Below are 16,232 nucleotides of genomic sequence, written 5' to 3' on the forward strand. Positions count from 1 at the left end.
AGGTTCGCCTTGAGCAGGCATGGCAGTCTCGCTTTCCCGAAAATTATCAGGCCCCTTGGTGGATCGATGTGCAGCAGGCCAATGCTGGCTAGTATTATTGCCTTGAACACATGCACCGAAGATAGTCATTTGCGGGATTGATGCGATCAACCGCGAGAGGCCGGCAATGTTCAATCAGATGATTGTCCTCTCCCTGCTGGCAGCGTCCACGCTATCGGTACCGCCCGCGGGAACCCCCGAAACACCCTCCAATCCCGAGATGACGGCGATCTTCAACGCCGACCAGAAGGCTCGACAAGACCCTGCTATCGACTGGGCAATCGTAGGCCCGCAAGACGAGGCCCGCCTTAAGCGCACGCAAACCTTGCTGGATGCCGGTGCCTTGAAAAGCGGTGACGACTTCTTCAACGCAGCCTTCGTGTTTCAGCATGGGGGATCGCCCGACGACTATCTGAAAGCGCATTTGCTTGCGACGATCGCCGTCGCCAAGGGCAAGGTCGGTGCCACCTGGATCGCGGCTGCCACGCTTGATCGGTATCTTCAGAACACGGGCAAGCCGCAAATCCTTGGTACGCAATTTCGTACCGAGGCGGATGGCCGAACATCGCAGGAGCCGTTCAATCGCGCGTTTGCTTCGGACGCACTCCGCGGTGCCCTCGGCGTGCCCCCGCTGGCGGCGCAGGAAGAACAACGAAAATCCCTTGAAAGGGCCGCACAACTTCCTCTTGCTGACGGCTCGAAGTCGCCGCTTCGGCGTCTTACGCCGGCACCCCCGGCAAGAATGTTCGCGGCCAAGCTGCAACCGGCAGAGTGCGAGCCGATCCCCGGATCAGAAAAGCTGCTCAACCGACCTTCGCTACGCTGGATTGTCATCGGCGAAATCCATGGGACGACCGAAACGCCAAAAACCTTCGGTGACCTCGCTTGTCTGGCATCCGCAACCCGCCCGGTGGTCGTCGCGGTAGAACAGCTGACCATCGAACAGCCCGCTATCGATGCCTTCATCGGGTCCAACGGTGATGCCGAAGCGACATCACGCTTTCTCGAGAGCAAGCTATGGACCGAACCGTTCAAGGACGGTCGATCCAGCGAAGCGTATTTCGACCTTTTCCAGCACCTGCGCGGGTTGCGCGCGGCGGGGCATATCACGAGCGTGGTCGCCTTCCAGCCTGTGTACAATCCCGGACCAGCCGGATTCAAGGCAGGCGACTATGAGAACGCGCTTGCGACATCGTTGATGAGCAGGGTGCCGCCGGAAGGGCGCGTACTCGTTCTGGCTGGAAACAACCAGGCAATGCGGACATCCCCGGCCTGGGCCAAGCCAGCCTACCGCCCGATGGCTGGCTATCTGCCTGCCAATCGCACCGTCAGGCTCGACGCGCGGGGGAACGGCGGGTCGTATTGGGCGTGTATGTCGGCAACGCGCTGCGGCCCACAATCCGCTCCGCTGCCTGTGGTAAAGGTCGCTCGCGGGGTCGTCATGAGCGATCGAGGCGGGCCTTATACGGGCATTTTGAACCTTGGCGTTGCGGTGACGGCCTCGCCGCCCAAGGAGCAATACGCACCTGCGCAACGCTAACTGGCTTCGTCTCCTCCCCTGTCAGGGAGGGGTTAGGGGTGGGTTCGTATGGGGCGGACGCGACGCGCGACAAGGGGCCAACCCACCCCCGGCCCCTCCCTTGTCAGGGAGGGGAGGAGAAGGCGGGCACCCGCTGTCCTACAAACTCCATTCCCGCTACAATCCGACCGTGCTCTTTGACAGCACCGGCCCTCACCCAATCCCCCCAGCAAACCGGCGGAAACGCAATCCGTTTACCCCTAACTTTCCCCTAACCATCCGACCCGCGCCACCCCCGCAAAACCACCAGCCCTTGACCCCGCCGCCGCCTCCACCCAACTCCGTCGCAACCATTCACCGCATAGGGGCTGCGACCAGACCATGACGACCACCACCGCTCCGGACACCGCCACGCCGCAGACGCACGCCTTTGAGGCCGATGTCGCCAAGCTGCTCCACATGATGGTGCACTCGGTCTATTCGGATAAGAACGTGTTCCTGCGCGAACTGATCTCCAACGCGGCGGATGCGTGCGAGAAGCTGCGCTACGAAGGGATCGCCGATCCGACGCTGCTCGGGGACGATCCCCGCCCGCAGATCACCGTGACGCTCGATCCCGACGCGCAGCGGCTGACGATCGAGGACAATGGCATCGGCATGACCGCCGCCGAGATGACCGATGCGCTCGGCACGATCGCGCGGTCGGGCACCAAGAGCTTCATGGACAAGCTCGCGGTCGCGCAAGGCGCCGAGGATACGCAGCTGATCGGCCAGTTCGGCGTCGGCTTCTATTCGGCGTTCATGGTCGCCAAAAGCGTCGACGTCGTGTCGCGCCGCGCCGGCAGCGACGAAGCGTCGCTCTGGTCGTCGGACGGTCTCGGCAGCTACACGATCGCACCGGTCGATCTCGCCGAAGCGCCCGCGCGGGGCACGCGCGTCGTGCTTCACCTGCTCGACGATGCGAAGGACTATGCGGAACGCTACACCGTCGAACAGACGATCAAGGCACAGTCGGGCCACGTGCCCGTACCGATTGCGCTGCGCGAAAAACCCGATGCCGAGCCGGTCGAGATCGCCGATGGCGCGGCGCTGTGGACCAAGCCCAAGTCCGCGATCAGCGAAGCGGACTATACCGATTTCTACCGCAGCGTTTCAGGCCAGTTCGATGACCCCGCGCTGACGCTGCATTACCGCGCGGAAGGGCGCCACGAATATTCGGTGCTCGCGTTCGTGCCGTCGTCCAAGCCGTTCGACCTGTTCGACCCCGATCGCGCCGGGCGGATCAAGCTCTACGTCAACCGCGTCTTCATCACCGACGAGGCGGAATTGCTCCCGCGCTACCTGCGGTTCGTGCGCGGGCTGGTCGATTCCTCGGACGTGCCGCTCAACATGTCGCGCGAGATGATCCAGCAGAGCCCGGTGCTCGGCGCGATCAAGAAGGGCGTCACCGCGCGGGTCCTGTCCGAGCTCGAAAAGCGTGCGACGTCGGACACGGACGCGTATCTCAAGATCTGGGAGACGTTCGGCCCGGTCCTCAAGGAAGGGCTGTACGAGGATTTCGAGCGCCGTGCGGCGCTGCTTGATCTTGCGCGCTTCCATACGACCACATCCGACGGCGGATGGCGCTCGCTCGAGGAGTATAGCGCGGGGCTGAAGGAGAATCAGACCGCGATCTATTACGTCACGGGGACCGATCTCGACCGGATCGCGACCGCGCCGCAGCTCGAGGGGTTCCGCGCGCGCGGGGTCGAGGTGTTGCTGCTGTCCGACCCGATCGACAATTTCTGGGTGACCGCGGGCGTCGATTACCAAGGCAAGCCGTTCCGCTCGGTGACGCAAGGGTCCGCCGACCTCGCGCTGATCCCGCTGCTCGAGGGGAATACCCCGCCCGCCACCGAGGCGAGCGGCGAAGTGTCGGACTTCCTCGCGTTCGTGAAGATGACGCTGGCCGAGGACGTGTCGGATGTGCGGGCATCGGACCGGCTGACCGAAAGCGCGGTCTGCCTGGTCGCGACCGAGACGGGGATGGACCGTCAGCTCGAACGGATGCTCGCGAGTGCGGGGCAGGCCCCGCCCAAGGCCAAGCCGGTGCTCGAAATCAATCCGCAGCACGATCTGATCGTCAAGCTGGCCGGGCTGGGCGAGGGGGATGCGTTGCGCGCGGATGCCGCGCATCTGCTGTTCGACGAGGCGCAGATCGCCGACGGCGAACAACCGGTCGACCCGCGCGCGTTCGCGGCACGGCTTGCGCGCGTCCTGACGCGCGCACTCGGGTGATCGGCTGACCCGCCGCCCCCCCGGCTCGTCTCAGGCGAGCGGCGGGGGTGCGTTCGGGTCGAGCCCGGTCTGTTCAGCGAACAAGGTGGCGTGGGCCAGGTCCCACGTCGCCGCGTCGCACGCCAGCAGCAGTCCGGTCTTGCCGTCGTCCAGCCGGTAGGCCGCTCCGTCCCAGCGCCGCACACACCCGCCCGCTTCCTCGAGCAGCAGCGATCCGGCGGCATGGTCCCACGGCAAGGTGCGCAGGAAGAAGCCGACCTGGTTTCCGCCGAGGCACAGCGTCGGATAGTGTTCGGCGGCACAGCGCGGGAACGGGACGAGGTCGAACGCCGTCGCGGCCTGCGCCTCGACCATCTCGCGCAGGGGTGCGGGGAAGAACTTGGTCGCGAGCGTGGCGATCGGTCTGGTGTTCGGCGGCGTCCGGATCGTGACGGGGACCCCGTCGATCAACGCCCCGCCACCACGCCGCGCATGGCACATCCGGCCGCGCACCGGATCATAGATCCACGCCGCCTCGACCCGCCCGTGTTCCGCCAGCGCGACCATCACGCCGAACGGGCTGCGACCCGCCGCGAAATGCTCGGTCCCGTCGATCGGGTCGATGATCCACACCCGCGCACCGCCGACGGCGTCGAGCACGGAAGGGTCCGCCGCCGCGGCTTCCTCGCCGATGACTGCGGCGGTGCCGTCGATCCGCCGAAGCCCTTCCGACAGCGCCTGCTCGGCCTCGCGGTCGGCGATGGTCACCAGGTCGCCCGGCGCCTTCTCGATGATCTGGTCTGTGGCGAGATTGCGGAAACGCGGCAGGATGATGCGCTCCGCCACGTCCCGGATCAGTGCTGCGACGGGGTCGGTATCGGTCATCGTTCGGCTCCTGGCGCTTCGAGCGCGTTACGGGCCTGCAGCCACCATGCCGCCGTCGCCGCAAGGAACGCCCACCCCGCACCGACGATCCATCCCGCGAGCACGTCGGTCGGCCAATGCACCCCGAGATACAAGCGCGAGAGCCCGATCAACAGCGTCAGCAGCATCGCCGCGACCAGGATATACACCCGCAACGCGCGGGTCTGGACACTGCGCGCAACCAGCGCAGCAAGCGTGAGATAAACGATCGCCGAATCTGCCGCATGCCCGCTCGGGAAACTGGCGTGCGAGAAGGTCGCCCAATGCGCGACCACGTTCGGCCGCGGTCGATCGACCAGCGCCTTCAGCAGTTCGACCGACAGCGTGCCGAGCACCGAAGCGCCGACCAGGAACCCCGCCATCGCAACCTTGCGCACGATCAGCAATCCGCCGACGACGAGAATCACGACGAGCGTCAGCGTCGTCACGTCGCCGAGCGCAGTGAAGTCCTGCATCGCCAGCCGAACCGCATGCGTCACCGGCCCCGGGCGCTCGGCGGCTGCGCGGATGCCGCGCAGGATCGACGAGTCATACGCATCGGTATCCCCCGCGCCGACCTCTGACGCGATGTGCAGGACGAACAACAGCAACGCGGCAACCACGCCGAACGCAACCAGCAAGGCGCGATCGGGGCGGGTACGGAGAGTCTCCAATAGCCGGATCGTCATGGTCTCGTCACGCGCGCACTCCTGCAGTGCCACAGGGCAACGGGCACGATCAGGCTGCGGAAACGAGGAAGACCGGGTAAGGCTCCCTTGGCTCGCTGGCATTCCGCGATCCTGCGGGCTTCCCGGATCCAAAGCGGCAGGATAACGTATCTACACGGCGAGCGGATTTCTCCGGTCGTCCGTCTGAAAGCGTGCATTGCCCATCAACGCCCATATCACCGCGATCGGCACTGCCGTTCCGGATCACGACATCCATGCGGCTTTCATCGCCTGGGCGCGCGCCCGTTTGCCCGATCCGCGCAGCGCGCGCGTGTTCGATCGCATGGCATCGCGCGCGGCGATCCATCATCGCTGGTCGATCCTCCCGGTCGGTGCGGATGGCGGATCGCCGGTCGATGTCGGCGGGTTCTACGCCCGCGACGTCCTGCCGGGGACGGCGGAGCGGATGAAACTCTATGCCGAGGCCGCACCTGCGCTCGCACTGACCGCGATCGCGGCGCTTGGCGAGAAGGTCGCGCTGGACGGGATTACGCATCTAGTCGTCGCCAGTTGCACCGGGTTCGTCGCCCCCGGAATCGACCAGATCATCGCCGCCCGCCTCGGGCTCGCGCCGGGCGTCGAACGTCTGCTGGTCGGGTTCATGGGCTGTTACGCGGCGGTCGCGGCGTTGCGCAGCGCGCGGCATATCGTCCGGTCGGAACCAGCGGCGCGGGTGCTGGTGGTGTGCGTCGAGCTGTCGACGCTGCATCTTCAGGATAGCCCGGCGCTCGAACCCCTGCTCGCGATGCTCCAGTTCGGGGACGGGGCCGCGGCGGCGCTGGTATCCGCCGAACCCGGCGGTTTCGCCCTGGGGGCACCCTTCGCCACCACGCTCCCCGATTCCGCTGAACTGATCCGCTGGGACATTACCGACCAGGGGTTTGCGATGCATCTGTCGGGCGAAGTTCCCGGCCGGATCGCCGCGGGGCTCGCGGACCCGGTGTTCGCTGCCGCTGCGACCGGGGGGCAGGACCCGCAGGGAATCGACGGCTGGGCGGTCCATGCGGGGGGACGCTCGATCCTCGATGCGGTGGAGACCGCGCTGTCGCTCCGGCACGATGCGCTGGCCACGTCGCGCGGCGTGCTGGCGGACGTCGGCAACATGTCGTCGGCGACGCTGATGTTCGTCCTCGCGCGATTGCTCGACGGGCCGAAGATCGACAATGGCGTCGCGCTCGCGTTCGGCCCGGGGCTTGCCGCGGAGGGCTTCGCCTTCCGGAGCGCGGAATGAACTTGCAACAGCGCGCCATCGCCGAGGAACTGATGGACGCGGACGATCTGTCGGCCGAAACCTATGCGGCGGTGGTCGGGGATCTGGCGAAGGTCAACGGCGTCACCATGGCGCCGCGACCGACGCTCGATTTCCTGCGCCGCTCGACCAGGGGCATGACCCGGTTCCGGCTGCTCGACGTCGGGTTCGGGGATGGCGACATGCTCCGCCGCATCGCGCGCTGGGCGGCACGACGCGGGCTGAAGGCGGATCTCGTCGGGGTCGACCTCAACCCGCGGAGCGCACTTGCGGCCACCGCGCATACCCCCGCCGACCTTCCGATCCGCTATGTCACCGGCGATTACGCCGATCATGCCGGGGCAGGGTGGGACTTCGTCGTCAGCAGTCTCGTCGCGCATCACATGACGCACGATCAGCTCGTCGCCTTCCTCCGGTTCATGGACCGCGAAAGCGCGCGTGGTTGGCTGGTCAACGACCTCCACCGTCACCCGATCGCACATCGGGGTTTCCCGATCCTGGCGGCGCTCGCGCGGTGGCATCCGATCGTGCGGCATGACGGCACGCTCTCGGTCGCGCGCTCCTATCGACCCGGCGAATGGCCTCCCATCCTGGCGGAAGCAGGCGTGTCCGCACGCGTCTACCGCGCTTTCCCGTACCGGTTATGCGTCGAACACCTGCGCTGATCGTCGGCGGTGGCCCCGCGGGCGCGAGCGCCGCGATCCTGCTGGCCCGTGCCCGTACGCCACATCTATTGATCGAACGCAGCCGCGAGACAGGCGACGCGATCTGCGGTGGGTTCCTCAGCTGGCGGACGCTCGAGTCGCTGGGGCGGCTCGGGATTGACCTGAGCGCGCTTGGCCCCGCGCGCATCCTGCGCACCCGGCTGTTCGCCGGGGACCGCACCGCCGAGGCGCTCCTGCCACGCCCCGCGCACGGCGTGTCGCGCCGGCTGCTCGATACGGTTTTACTGCGCCAGGCGGTCGCGATGGGGGCAGCGGTCGAACGCGGTGTCACCGTGCGCACCGTCGACGGCACCAGCGCAACGCTCGACGACGGGACGGATCTCGTCGCCGACGCGCTGTTCCTCGCCAACGGCAAGCACGACGTGCGGGGCTCCGCGCGTCCGAGCGCAGCGCGCGGGGACGATCCGGTGCTTGGGCTGCGCATCCGGCTCGGCGCTGCCCCCGGGCTCACGCGCCTGATCGGCGATGCGATCGAATTGCATCTGTTCGATCGCGGCTATGTCGGGATCGTCCTGCAGGAAGATGGCAGCGCCAATGTCTGCATGGCGGTGCACCGCTCCAAGATGCTCTCCGCCGGCTCCCCCGGCGCGCTGCTCGACATGCTGGCGCGCGATCACCCCGCGCTTGGCGAGCGGCTCGCGTTCCGGGCGGGGCACGAACCGATCGATGCGATCGCCAACGTCCCCTATGGCTGGCGCGCGCAGCGCACGGATGACGGCGTATTCCGGCTCGGCGATCAGGCGGGCGTGATTCCGTCGCTGGCCGGGGAGGGGATGGGAATCGCGATCGCCAGTGGCATCCGTGCAGGGCGTTCCTATATCGAGGGCGGTGCAGCGGCGGCACCGCGCTTCCAGCGCGATTTCGCCGCGGCGACCGCCCGGCCGATCCGGCTGGCGGGACTGGTGCGCGACGTGGCGGAACGGCCGCGGCTAGGCGCGGCACTGCTTCCGCTGGTCGGCCACGTGCCGGGACTGATCGATATCATCGCACGTGCTACAAGGATCGGCCATTCGAGGCTTGACCACGACGCACGCCAACAGGAAAACTGAATCCATGGAGCACATCACCCTGTCCGAAACCGAGTGGCGCAAGAAGCTCAGCCCGGAAGCCTATCACGTGCTGCGCGAGGCCGGGACCGAGCGGGCGTTTACAGGGCGTTACAACAACAACAAGGCGGACGGCATCTACCGCTGCGGCGGGTGCGCACTGCCGCTGTTCGATTCGGCGGACAAATATGATTCCGGTTCGGGCTGGCCGAGCTTTACGCAGCCGATCGATCCCGAGAATGTCACCGACCATAGCGACGTCAGCCACGGCATGACCCGCACCGAAGCGCGCTGCGCGCGCTGCGACGGGCATCTTGGCCATGTGTTTCCCGACGGCCCGCCACCGACCGGGCTGCGCTATTGCATGAACTCGCTCAGCCTCGAATTCCGCGCGCGCGGGAATGGCGACGAGGGGCGCGCCTAAACGATGCGGTTGATCGACGGGACGAGCGGTACCGTGGCATCGTTCGCCAAGGCATGGCTTGCCGGATGGTTCGGCAAGCCTTAACGCTCTCAACCGCGCATGGCCCGCTCTTTCGCTTCTTCCCCCCGTTCTGCGCGCGCGCCCTTGTGGCGCCGTCGGGTGGTGCTCGCGTTGCAGATCCTGGCGGGACTGGTGGTGCTCGCGTTCGCGGTGCTCGCGATCACCGTCTACGTCTCCGAAAGCCAGCTGCCGAGCTACGATGAGCTGAAGTCGTCGCCCAACGGCCAGATGATCCGAGTCCATGCCGCCGATGGCACCGTCATCGTCTCGCTTGGGCCGAGTTACGGGGAATGGCTGCCGTACGACAGGATCCCGCTGGTGATGCGCGAGGCGATGGTCTCGGTCGAGGATCGCCGGTTCCGGTCGCACATCGGCGTCGATCCGATCGGGCTCGCCCGGTCGATCCGCTTTGCCTTCAACAACCGTGGGAACGGCCGCCGCCTGCAGGGCGCGTCGACGATCACGCAGCAGGTCGCGCGGACGATCTTCCTGTCGAACAAATACACCTACGGCCGCAAGGGTCGCGAGGCGCTGATCGCGCTCGCGCTCGAGCGCAAGTTCAGCAAGGACCAGATCCTCGAGCTGTACCTCAACAAAGTCTATTTCGGCGGGGGTGCTTACGGGATCGATGCGGCCTCACGGCGCTTTTTCGGGCATGGCGCGGAAACGTTGAGCCTTGCCGAAGCCGCGATCGTCGCGGGTCTGGTCAAGGCGCCGTCGGCCTATTCGCCGACCGCCGATGCCGAGGCTGCGGTCGGTCGCGCGGGGGTCGTCATCGGTCTGATGCGCGAAACCGGCGCGATCACGGCCGAGCAGGCGGCAGAGGCCAACCCCAAGGACGTCAAGCTCGCCCCCGAACCGCGGCAGAACAGCGTCCGCTACTTCACCGACTGGGCTTTGCCCCAGCTCGAAGTGCTGATCGACGAGACGCAGCGTCCGCTCGAAGTGTGGACCACGCTCGACCTCGGGATGCAGCGCGCCGCCGATACCGCGATCCGCGCGAATGCACCGTCCGGCGCGCAAGGCGCGCTTGTCGCGATCGACCGCGACGGTGCAGTGCGCGCGATGGTCGGCGGGACTGATTACGTATCCTCGATCTACAATCGCGCGACCCAGGCGCAACGCCAGCCGGGGTCCGCGTTCAAGCTGTTTGTATATCTCGCGGCGCTCGAAGCAGGGCACAAGCCTGAAGACTCGATCGTCGACGAACCGATCTCGATCGACGGGTGGAGCCCTCGCAACGACTCACGCCGCAACTCGGGCGCGGTTTCGCTGCGCACCGCCTTTGCCTATTCGCTCAATACGATTGCCGCGAAGCTCGGGCAGGAGGTCGGGTTCGCGACCGTCGCCGACATGGCGCGACGCTTCGGCATCACGACCAAGGTCAATACGCATCCCTCGATGGTGCTCGGCACATCGGACGTGCGGCTGATCGACATGACCCGCGCCTTCGCCAGTGTCGGCAACAAGGGGGTCGCGGTGACCCCTTACGGGATCACCAAGGTGACCGCTTCGGGTGAGACGATCTATGCCCAGACGATCGACACCAGCCATGTACTGGTCGCGCCCTATGTCGCGGCGCAGATGACCGACCTGCTGCAGACGACGGTCAACACCGGCACGGGGCGCGCCGCACAGATCGGACGCCCGGTCGCGGGCAAGACCGGCACGACGACGTCGAGCAAGGACGGCTGGTTCCTCGGCTTCTCCAGCGGGCTGACGACGGGCGTGTGGATGGGGCGCGACGATGCCAAGCCGATCGCGGGTCTCCACGGCGGGACTGCCCCGGCACGGGCGTTCGCGGCGTTCATGAAGGTAGCGGTGGCCAATCGCCCGGTCGAACAGTTCGATACCAAGGTGACGTTGCCCGAATATCAGCTCGAGCCCGACCAGGAATCCTATTTCGGCGAGGCCGACAACGGGCTGTTCGTCGACGAGAATGGGGTGCCGCTCGAACCTGGCGTCGCACCGGCTCCGGTCGAGGGGCAGCAGGTCGATCAGGACGGCAATGCGCTCCCACGCCAGCCGCGTCCCGCAGAACGCCCCGAGCAGGGCCAGGGGCAGGGACAGGATGGCACCGAACGTCCGGCGGAAGGCGAGAAGCTCGACCAAGCCTGGCTGGACCATGTGCTCGGTCGCGAAACGTCCCGCGGAACGACGCCGGCGCGCGCGCCGAACGGGCGTCAGTCGCCGGTTCCGGACCCCCGCCCGACCCAGTGAAGCGCCGCGCCATTGGCGCGTAGCCAGGCATGCGAGCGCGCCGGGTCGCTTTCGTCGAGCAGCGCGACCGCGCGGTGGAAATGCGGACCGTGGTTCATGTGGAGCCGATGCGCGACTTCGTGCGCGACGGTCGAGCGGCGCACGAATGCCGGCATCAGGATCAGCCGCCAGCTGTAGCGGATCGTCCCGCTCGACGCGCAACTGCCCCAGCGCGTCTTTGGGTCGCCCACCGCAACCTTGGTGACCGATACGCCCGCCCGCGCGGCAAACTCGGCGGTTTCTTCGCTCAGCACCCGCAAAGCTTCGCGGTGCAGCCACAGCGCGATACGGCGCGACAGGCCATCGCGCGGCCCGCCGCAGCGCAGAACGTCGCCGTCCCGCACGATCCGGCGCGACGCGGTCTCCTCCCACGCGATCGTCAGCGTGCCGTCGCCGAACGGGAAGGCGCTCCCCGGCTCGAACGGAAGCGCCTGCGGCAGGCGCGCGCGCTGTTCGGCGATCCAGTCGGCCTTGCCCGCTGCCCAGGCGAGCGCGGTCTTGAGCGAAGCGCGCGGCGGCAACACCAGCCGCACGCGCCCCGTCGCGCTATCGACCGAAAGCCGCGCGCGCCGCGCACGCGCGTTGCGAACGACCTCGGGCGGATCGATCACAGCTCGCGGTCGACCAGATGATATTCGAGGTCGCCCGCGTCATCCTCGGAGATCGTCCAGCCGCGCACCGATTGCCCCGCACGGTGGACCGCCTCGCGGTCGCCGCAGACGAGGTAATGCCATTCGTGCAACGGCTCGTCCGCCGCGCGCAGGCGATAGGCGCAGGTCGCGGGCAGCCAGTCGATCGTGCGGACGTTGTCGCGGCTGAGGCGGACGCATTCGCTGACATAGGCGTGGCGGTGCTTGTAGTTCGAGCAGAGCGCGGTCGACCGATCGAGCAACCGGCACGACACGTTGGTCGGCAGCAACTCGCCGGTTTCCTCATCCTCGAGCTTGTGGACGCAGCATTTGCCGCAGCCGTCGCACAAGGCTTCCCACTGCCCGCGGTCGAGCGTGTCGATCGGCTCTTCCCAGAATTTACTGCTCACTTGACCCACCGTTCGAGTTCGTCCGCGACTGCTTGCGGCGTCTGGTCCTGCGGCAGCAAAGCGATCGGCTTGCCGCTCGGACCCATCAGAAAGGCAAAACGCCCGTGCGCGACGAGATATCCGCCATCGGCATTGGGCTTCTCCGCCTGGACGGCGACGCCGTACGCCTTGGTCAGCGCAGCGATTGCGGCGGGATCTCCGGTTAGCCCCACCATGCGCGGATGGAACGCCGCGACGAACGTCTTGAGCACGGCGGGCGTATCGCGCGCCGGATCGACGGTCACGAAGATGGGGACGACCTTGGCGGCCCGCGTGGCGTCCTTCGCCTCGAACAGCCGCAGTCCCGCACCGATCGTTTGCGCGTCGACCGGGCAGACGTCGGGGCAGAAGGTGTAGCCGAAATACATGATGCGATATCGCCCCGCGAAGTCGCGATCACTGCGCGGTTTGCCGTCCTGGTCGGTCAATGTGAACGGCGCACCGATCCGCGCACCCTCCAGCGGAGCGTGCGTCGTGGGTGCGGGGCTGCTGCAAGCGATGGGAAGCGCGGTAAGCAGCAAGGCGGACAGCGCGCGAGCGATCTGGTTCATGGCGTGTTCCGTCATGATCTGTTAGGTCGCAGCACGCAAGCATTGCACCGGTTTCGCCTTCTGTCAGGACACTTATCCGATGACCCGTCGCCTCCTCGCCGCCGTGTTGACGCTCTCCGCCGCGCCGCTTGTCCTTCTGGCCACCCCGGCCGTTGCGCAGATGGGCCAATCGGAGGGCTACAAGTTCCTGCAGGCGATCAAGGACGGGAAGGGGGACGAGGTCACCAAGTTCCTCGACAAGCCCGGCGCGACCGTCATCAACGCCAAGGACATCACCAGCGGAGACGGTGCGCTCCACATCGTCGTTCGGCGACAGGATTCCACCTATCTCAACTATTTGCTGGCGCGTGGCGCCGACCCCAACCTGCGCAACGAACGTGGCGAAACCCCGCTGCTGATCGCGTCGAGCCTGGGGTCGACCGACATGATCGAAACGCTCGTCAAGCACGGCGCGAACGTCAATATGGGCAATGCGAGCGGTGAAACCGCACTGATCCGCGCAGTGCAGCGCCGCGACACGACGATGGTGCGCAGCCTGATCGACCTTGGCGCGGACCCGGACCAGAAGGACCTGCTGCAGGGATCATCGGCACGCGACTATGCGCATCAGGACAAGCGCACCCCGGCGATTGCCGCACTGATCGACGCGGCTCCGAAGAAGGTCCGCAAGGCCGTGTCGGGACCCAAGCTCTAAACTTCTCGCGCGCGACCGCCCATCAGCTGCGGATGGCGAGCAAGCCGTTTGCTTCCGGGTCGGTCAGCGCGATCATCCGCCGTGCCGCGCGTCGTGCGAAGGCCAGCGTCACGCGTTTACGGGTCGCGGCGGACAGCGGATCGGTATGCGCCTCGCGCAGGATGGCGGCGTCATAGCGATCCGCGACGATGATTCCGGTCCGTTCAGGAAGGAACCCCTCGCGGTCGAGCGGGCTGGCATCGAAGCCGGCGGGGACCGCCCAATAATAGCGGTCGCAGCAGCCGAGATATTCGGTCCATTTGTTGTCGCCGAGCAAATCCGCGCGCGACACCTTGATCTCGACGATGACGATCTGTCCGCGTGCGTCGATCGCCATCAGGTCCGCGCGGCGATTGCCGTCCAGCGGAACTTCCGAGAGCGCGACAAGATCATGCCGCAGCAACATCCGGATCGTCCCGCGCGCAACGTCCGCCGCACAGAGCGGCGATCCGGGTTCGTCGATACAGGATTGCGGAGGGGAGTCTGGCGGATCGTGCAACATGCGCCGATCCTAGAACATTTCACGAACGCGTCAAACCCGACGCGGTGTGTTCAGCGGTAGAAGATGTGGTTGCCGATCGAGGCGACCTGCTGGCGATGCCAGCCCGGCGTGACCTGGCGCGCATGGAAGTACATCGCATCCGAAGCAGGGCTGTCCCAGCTGTCGGCGAGGGCAACGCGCGCAACCGCGATGGCGGTGCGATATTGGCGGTTGGAGGGGACCGACGGCACATGCCCGCCACGAACGAACGAGAACTGGCCGCGCTGGGTCACGACCGAGCAGACCGACTTGGGGAAGTTGCCCGACTTAGTGCGGTTGAGGATGACTTCGGCAACCGCCAGCTGGCCGCTGAGGGGCTCGCCCTTGGCTTCGAAATAGATCGCGCCGGCCATGCACTGGAGCTCGTCGCCCATGTCATCCAGGACCGACTGTGCGGCAACCGCTGCGTCGAGGGTGCCGTAAGCGACGGTGTCGCCGTCCTGCAGGGTATCGCTGGTATCTTCGAGGGTCGTCGGGTCGGTAATGTCCGCTGCCTGGACGACGCCCGCTTCGGGAACCGAAGCAACGACCGGGGCGTTAATGGCCCGATCGAGTTGCTGGGCGAACCCCGGCGTGCCCGCGCCGATGATGGCGGCTGCGGTAAGGATCATGGTCGCGCAGGTCGCGACACGGTTGGCAAACGACATTCAAACTACAAAAATGCGGTTGGTGCACGGAGACAAACGATCTTTCGGTCGTTTATCCGGACAGCCCCCCGACTGCGTAACTCTACCGGATCGCACCCGGTGAAGCACAACGCTCAATCGATGGACCGTCTATTCAGGGCCGCAGCGGACCGGTCAACTGGCCAGGATTGTTTCTGCGGCGAATCGTTCCGGCGACGCGATGTCCAGTTCGATCACCCACAGATCCGGGTCGCGCGCGCGCCGGCGCTGCCAATACGACTCGCGCGCCAACGGGTCGGAGGCATCCGCCGGACCGGTCGGAATCAGCGCCGGTTGCCCGGTCGGGCCGAGCGCCCGCTCCACCAACTGAGTATTTCCGTTATTGTCGTTTAATATCAGTAGGATAGCGCCAGAACTCGGTTCGCCGCGCGCACGCACCATCCCCATGCCACCCGCATCGTTGACGCGTTTGAGCAGCGCCGACACGAGCAGACCGGTCGGGAGGGTGGCACTCATGCCGTGCGATAGCCCGGGAGCGTCGCGAGCGGAATCTGCGAGCGCATGAACGTACCGGTTCCGCGGGCAGCTTCCTCGCCGTCTGCATCGACCAGTCGCGCCTCCGCAACGAACACCCGGCGATGCCCCGATACCCAGCGTCCCTCCGCCACGACAGGGCCTTCGCGCAAGGGTTTGGTCAGCAACAGGTTGAACGCGGTGGTCAGCAGGAACCGGTCGGTCACCAAGCTGTTGGCGGCGTAGAATGCCGCGTCGTCGAGCATCTTGAAGTAGCTCGTTCCATGCGCCGCGCCCCCGGCATGGAAGACGTCGGGGTGGATCGTGAACCGGATCCGCGCAATCCCGGCCGAAGGGATTTCGAGGGTGGAATCGAACAGCGTGTTGATCGGTGCGGCCGCGTAGAGCGCTTCCAGCGCCCGGAAATGCGCCGCCTCGCCCGACAGCGCGGGGTCAGGCGGCGTCACGCGCTTCATCCGCCATCAGCAATGCGACCAGTGCGTCGCGCGATCCTGCGCCCCGCAACTTGTCGACGAAATTGGCATCGCGCAGCATGCGAGAGACGCGCGCCAATGCCTTCAAATGCTCGGCACCCGCGTCGGGCGGGGACAGCAGCATGAACACGATATCGACGGGAAGATCGTCGACTGCCGCGAATTCGATCGGGTTCGTCAGTCGGGCAAAGATACCGCAGACCTTGGGCAATCCGGCAAGCCGTCCATGTGGGGTCGCGACACCGCGACCGAAGCCGGTCGACCCCAGCTTCTCGCGCGCGCCGAGCGCCTCGGCGACCGCTGCCGCGTCGACGCCGTAGACTTTGGACGCAACGCTGGCGAGGTGTTGGAACAGCAATTTGCGCGTGCCTGCGCTTTCGCGTTCGAGCACCGCATCGGTGCTCAGAAGGTCGTGCAAATCGGTCATCGCAATCCTTGAGCCCGCGTCAAGCACGGGTGCTTGCGCGGGCTCATAGCGCCGATCACGG

Annotated in this window: 18 protein-coding genes; 8 read left to right on the top strand and 10 right to left on the bottom strand. The window is 66.5% G+C overall.

The window, feature by feature from the left end:
- The first annotated feature begins 166 nt into the window (after positions 1-166).
- Together ABIC17_RS00365 and htpG are read left to right on the top strand one after the other, a co-directional pair.
- A complete protein-coding gene (locus ABIC17_RS00365) occupies positions 167-1,579 on the top strand; it encodes a hypothetical protein (protein ID WP_354278688.1) in 1,413 nt (470 codons plus the stop codon).
- A gap of 360 nt (positions 1,580-1,939) precedes the next feature.
- On the top strand, positions 1,940-3,835 hold the full coding sequence (gene htpG / locus ABIC17_RS00370; protein WP_354278689.1) for a molecular chaperone HtpG: 1,896 nt from the start codon (positions 1,940-1,942) through the stop codon (positions 3,833-3,835).
- Between the two features lie 30 nt (positions 3,836-3,865).
- Here the strand turns inward: htpG and ABIC17_RS00375 are convergent, their stop codons facing one another.
- Together ABIC17_RS00375 and ABIC17_RS00380 are read right to left on the bottom strand one after the other, a co-directional pair.
- A complete protein-coding gene (locus ABIC17_RS00375; RefSeq protein ID WP_354278690.1) occupies positions 3,866-4,699 on the bottom strand; it encodes an inositol monophosphatase family protein in 834 nt (277 codons plus the stop codon).
- Positions 4,696-5,406: a phosphatase PAP2 family protein gene (locus ABIC17_RS00380; protein ID WP_354278691.1), complete on the bottom strand. Its 711-nt coding sequence runs from the start codon at positions 5,404-5,406 to the stop codon at positions 4,696-4,698. Before ABIC17_RS00380 ends, ABIC17_RS00375 begins: the two co-directional genes overlap by 4 nt.
- Positions 5,407-5,602: 196 nt before the next feature.
- On the opposite strand from ABIC17_RS00380, the gene ABIC17_RS00385 reads away from it, so the two are divergent.
- The 5 genes from ABIC17_RS00385 (at position 5,603) to ABIC17_RS00405 (ending at position 11,169) form a co-directional block, all read left to right on the top strand.
- Complete coding sequence (locus ABIC17_RS00385; RefSeq protein WP_354278692.1) at positions 5,603-6,676, top strand: type III polyketide synthase; 1,074 nt, start codon at positions 5,603-5,605, stop codon at positions 6,674-6,676.
- Positions 6,673-7,359 carry a methyltransferase domain-containing protein gene (locus tag ABIC17_RS00390; protein ID WP_354278693.1) on the top strand — a complete coding sequence of 229 codons (687 nt, stop codon included), beginning with the start codon at positions 6,673-6,675 and terminating at the stop codon, positions 7,357-7,359. The genes ABIC17_RS00385 and ABIC17_RS00390 overlap by 4 nt, the downstream gene beginning before the upstream one ends.
- A complete protein-coding gene (locus tag ABIC17_RS00395) occupies positions 7,338-8,468 on the top strand; it encodes an NAD(P)/FAD-dependent oxidoreductase (RefSeq protein WP_354278694.1) in 1,131 nt (376 codons plus the stop codon). Before ABIC17_RS00390 ends, ABIC17_RS00395 begins: the two co-directional genes overlap by 22 nt.
- A 4-nt stretch (positions 8,469-8,472) precedes the next feature.
- The gene (msrB, locus tag ABIC17_RS00400; protein ID WP_354278695.1) at positions 8,473-8,889 is read left to right on the top strand and encodes a peptide-methionine (R)-S-oxide reductase MsrB; all 417 of its coding nucleotides are present in this window, start codon (positions 8,473-8,475) and stop codon (positions 8,887-8,889) included.
- A 99-nt stretch (positions 8,890-8,988) separates the two neighbouring features.
- Positions 8,989-11,169, top strand: coding sequence for a transglycosylase domain-containing protein (locus tag ABIC17_RS00405; protein ID WP_354278696.1), 2,181 nt, complete (start codon positions 8,989-8,991; stop codon positions 11,167-11,169).
- Here ABIC17_RS00405 and ABIC17_RS00410 read toward each other — a convergent pair.
- The 3 genes from ABIC17_RS00410 to ABIC17_RS00420 are packed head-to-tail and all read right to left on the bottom strand — an operon-like array spanning position 11,133 to position 12,837.
- Positions 11,133-11,819, bottom strand: a complete 687-nt coding sequence (locus tag ABIC17_RS00410) for a M48 family metallopeptidase (protein WP_354278697.1) — start codon at positions 11,817-11,819, stop codon at positions 11,133-11,135. The genes ABIC17_RS00405 and ABIC17_RS00410 overlap by 37 nt on opposite strands.
- Entirely contained in the window at positions 11,816-12,256 is a 441-nt protein-coding gene (locus tag ABIC17_RS00415) for a YcgN family cysteine cluster protein (protein ID WP_354278698.1), read from the bottom strand. Before ABIC17_RS00415 ends, ABIC17_RS00410 begins: the two co-directional genes overlap by 4 nt.
- Complete coding sequence (locus ABIC17_RS00420; RefSeq protein ID WP_354278699.1) at positions 12,244-12,837, bottom strand: SCO family protein; 594 nt, start codon at positions 12,835-12,837, stop codon at positions 12,244-12,246. Before ABIC17_RS00420 ends, ABIC17_RS00415 begins: the two co-directional genes overlap by 13 nt.
- Before the next feature lie 79 nt (positions 12,838-12,916).
- On the opposite strand from ABIC17_RS00420, the gene ABIC17_RS00425 reads away from it, so the two are divergent.
- Positions 12,917-13,531 (top strand): ankyrin repeat domain-containing protein, encoded by a 615-nt coding sequence (locus tag ABIC17_RS00425; protein WP_354278700.1) that lies wholly within the window; start codon positions 12,917-12,919, stop codon positions 13,529-13,531.
- Between the two features lie 22 nt (positions 13,532-13,553).
- On the opposite strand, the gene ABIC17_RS00430 is transcribed toward ABIC17_RS00425, so the two are convergent.
- The 5 genes from ABIC17_RS00430 to ABIC17_RS00450 form a co-directional block, all read right to left on the bottom strand.
- On the bottom strand, positions 13,554-14,072 hold the full coding sequence (locus ABIC17_RS00430) for an MmcB family DNA repair protein (RefSeq protein ID WP_354278701.1): 519 nt from the start codon (positions 14,070-14,072) through the stop codon (positions 13,554-13,556).
- Between the two features lie 50 nt (positions 14,073-14,122).
- Complete coding sequence (locus ABIC17_RS00435) at positions 14,123-14,758, bottom strand: cell wall hydrolase (RefSeq protein WP_354278702.1); 636 nt, start codon at positions 14,756-14,758, stop codon at positions 14,123-14,125.
- A 153-nt stretch (positions 14,759-14,911) separates the two neighbouring features.
- On the bottom strand, positions 14,912-15,253 hold the full coding sequence (locus tag ABIC17_RS00440; protein ID WP_354278703.1) for a DUF1491 family protein: 342 nt from the start codon (positions 15,251-15,253) through the stop codon (positions 14,912-14,914).
- Positions 15,250-15,726: a PaaI family thioesterase gene (locus ABIC17_RS00445; protein WP_354278704.1), complete on the bottom strand. Its 477-nt coding sequence runs from the start codon at positions 15,724-15,726 to the stop codon at positions 15,250-15,252. Before ABIC17_RS00445 ends, ABIC17_RS00440 begins: the two co-directional genes overlap by 4 nt.
- Entirely contained in the window at positions 15,704-16,171 is a 468-nt protein-coding gene (locus tag ABIC17_RS00450) for a PTS sugar transporter subunit IIA (protein ID WP_354278705.1), read from the bottom strand. The genes ABIC17_RS00445 and ABIC17_RS00450 overlap by 23 nt, the downstream gene beginning before the upstream one ends.
- Positions 16,172-16,232: the final 61 nt, after the last annotated feature.

Source organism: Sphingomonas sp. PvP056 (assembly GCF_040549155.1).
Lineage (GTDB): Bacteria > Pseudomonadota > Alphaproteobacteria > Sphingomonadales > Sphingomonadaceae > Sphingomonas.

Bases quoted from the DNA above. Each gene is read 5' to 3' on its own strand.
- ABIC17_RS00365 (WP_354278688.1), top strand. From the start codon at position 167: ATGTTCAATCAGATGATTGTCCTCTCCCTGCTGGCAGCGTCCACGCTA.
- htpG (WP_354278689.1), top strand. From the start codon at position 1,940: ATGACGACCACCACCGCTCCGGACACCGCCACGCCGCAGACGCACGCC.
- ABIC17_RS00375 (WP_354278690.1), bottom strand. From the start codon at position 4,699: ATGACCGATACCGACCCCGTCGCAGCACTGATCCGGGACGTGGCGGAG.
- ABIC17_RS00380 (WP_354278691.1), bottom strand. From the start codon at position 5,406: ATGACGATCCGGCTATTGGAGACTCTCCGTACCCGCCCCGATCGCGCC.
- ABIC17_RS00390 (WP_354278693.1), top strand. From the start codon at position 6,673: ATGAACTTGCAACAGCGCGCCATCGCCGAGGAACTGATGGACGCGGAC.
- ABIC17_RS00395 (WP_354278694.1), top strand. From the start codon at position 7,338: ATGCGTCGAACACCTGCGCTGATCGTCGGCGGTGGCCCCGCGGGCGCG.
- msrB (WP_354278695.1), top strand. From the start codon at position 8,473: ATGGAGCACATCACCCTGTCCGAAACCGAGTGGCGCAAGAAGCTCAGC.
- ABIC17_RS00405 (WP_354278696.1), top strand. From the start codon at position 8,989: ATGGCCCGCTCTTTCGCTTCTTCCCCCCGTTCTGCGCGCGCGCCCTTG.
- ABIC17_RS00420 (WP_354278699.1), bottom strand. From the start codon at position 12,837: ATGAACCAGATCGCTCGCGCGCTGTCCGCCTTGCTGCTTACCGCGCTT.
- ABIC17_RS00425 (WP_354278700.1), top strand. From the start codon at position 12,917: ATGACCCGTCGCCTCCTCGCCGCCGTGTTGACGCTCTCCGCCGCGCCG.
- ABIC17_RS00430 (WP_354278701.1), bottom strand. From the start codon at position 14,072: ATGTTGCACGATCCGCCAGACTCCCCTCCGCAATCCTGTATCGACGAA.
- ABIC17_RS00435 (WP_354278702.1), bottom strand. From the start codon at position 14,758: ATGTCGTTTGCCAACCGTGTCGCGACCTGCGCGACCATGATCCTTACC.
- ABIC17_RS00440 (WP_354278703.1), bottom strand. From the start codon at position 15,253: ATGAGTGCCACCCTCCCGACCGGTCTGCTCGTGTCGGCGCTGCTCAAA.
- ABIC17_RS00445 (WP_354278704.1), bottom strand. From the start codon at position 15,726: ATGAAGCGCGTGACGCCGCCTGACCCCGCGCTGTCGGGCGAGGCGGCG.
- ABIC17_RS00450 (WP_354278705.1), bottom strand. From the start codon at position 16,171: ATGACCGATTTGCACGACCTTCTGAGCACCGATGCGGTGCTCGAACGC.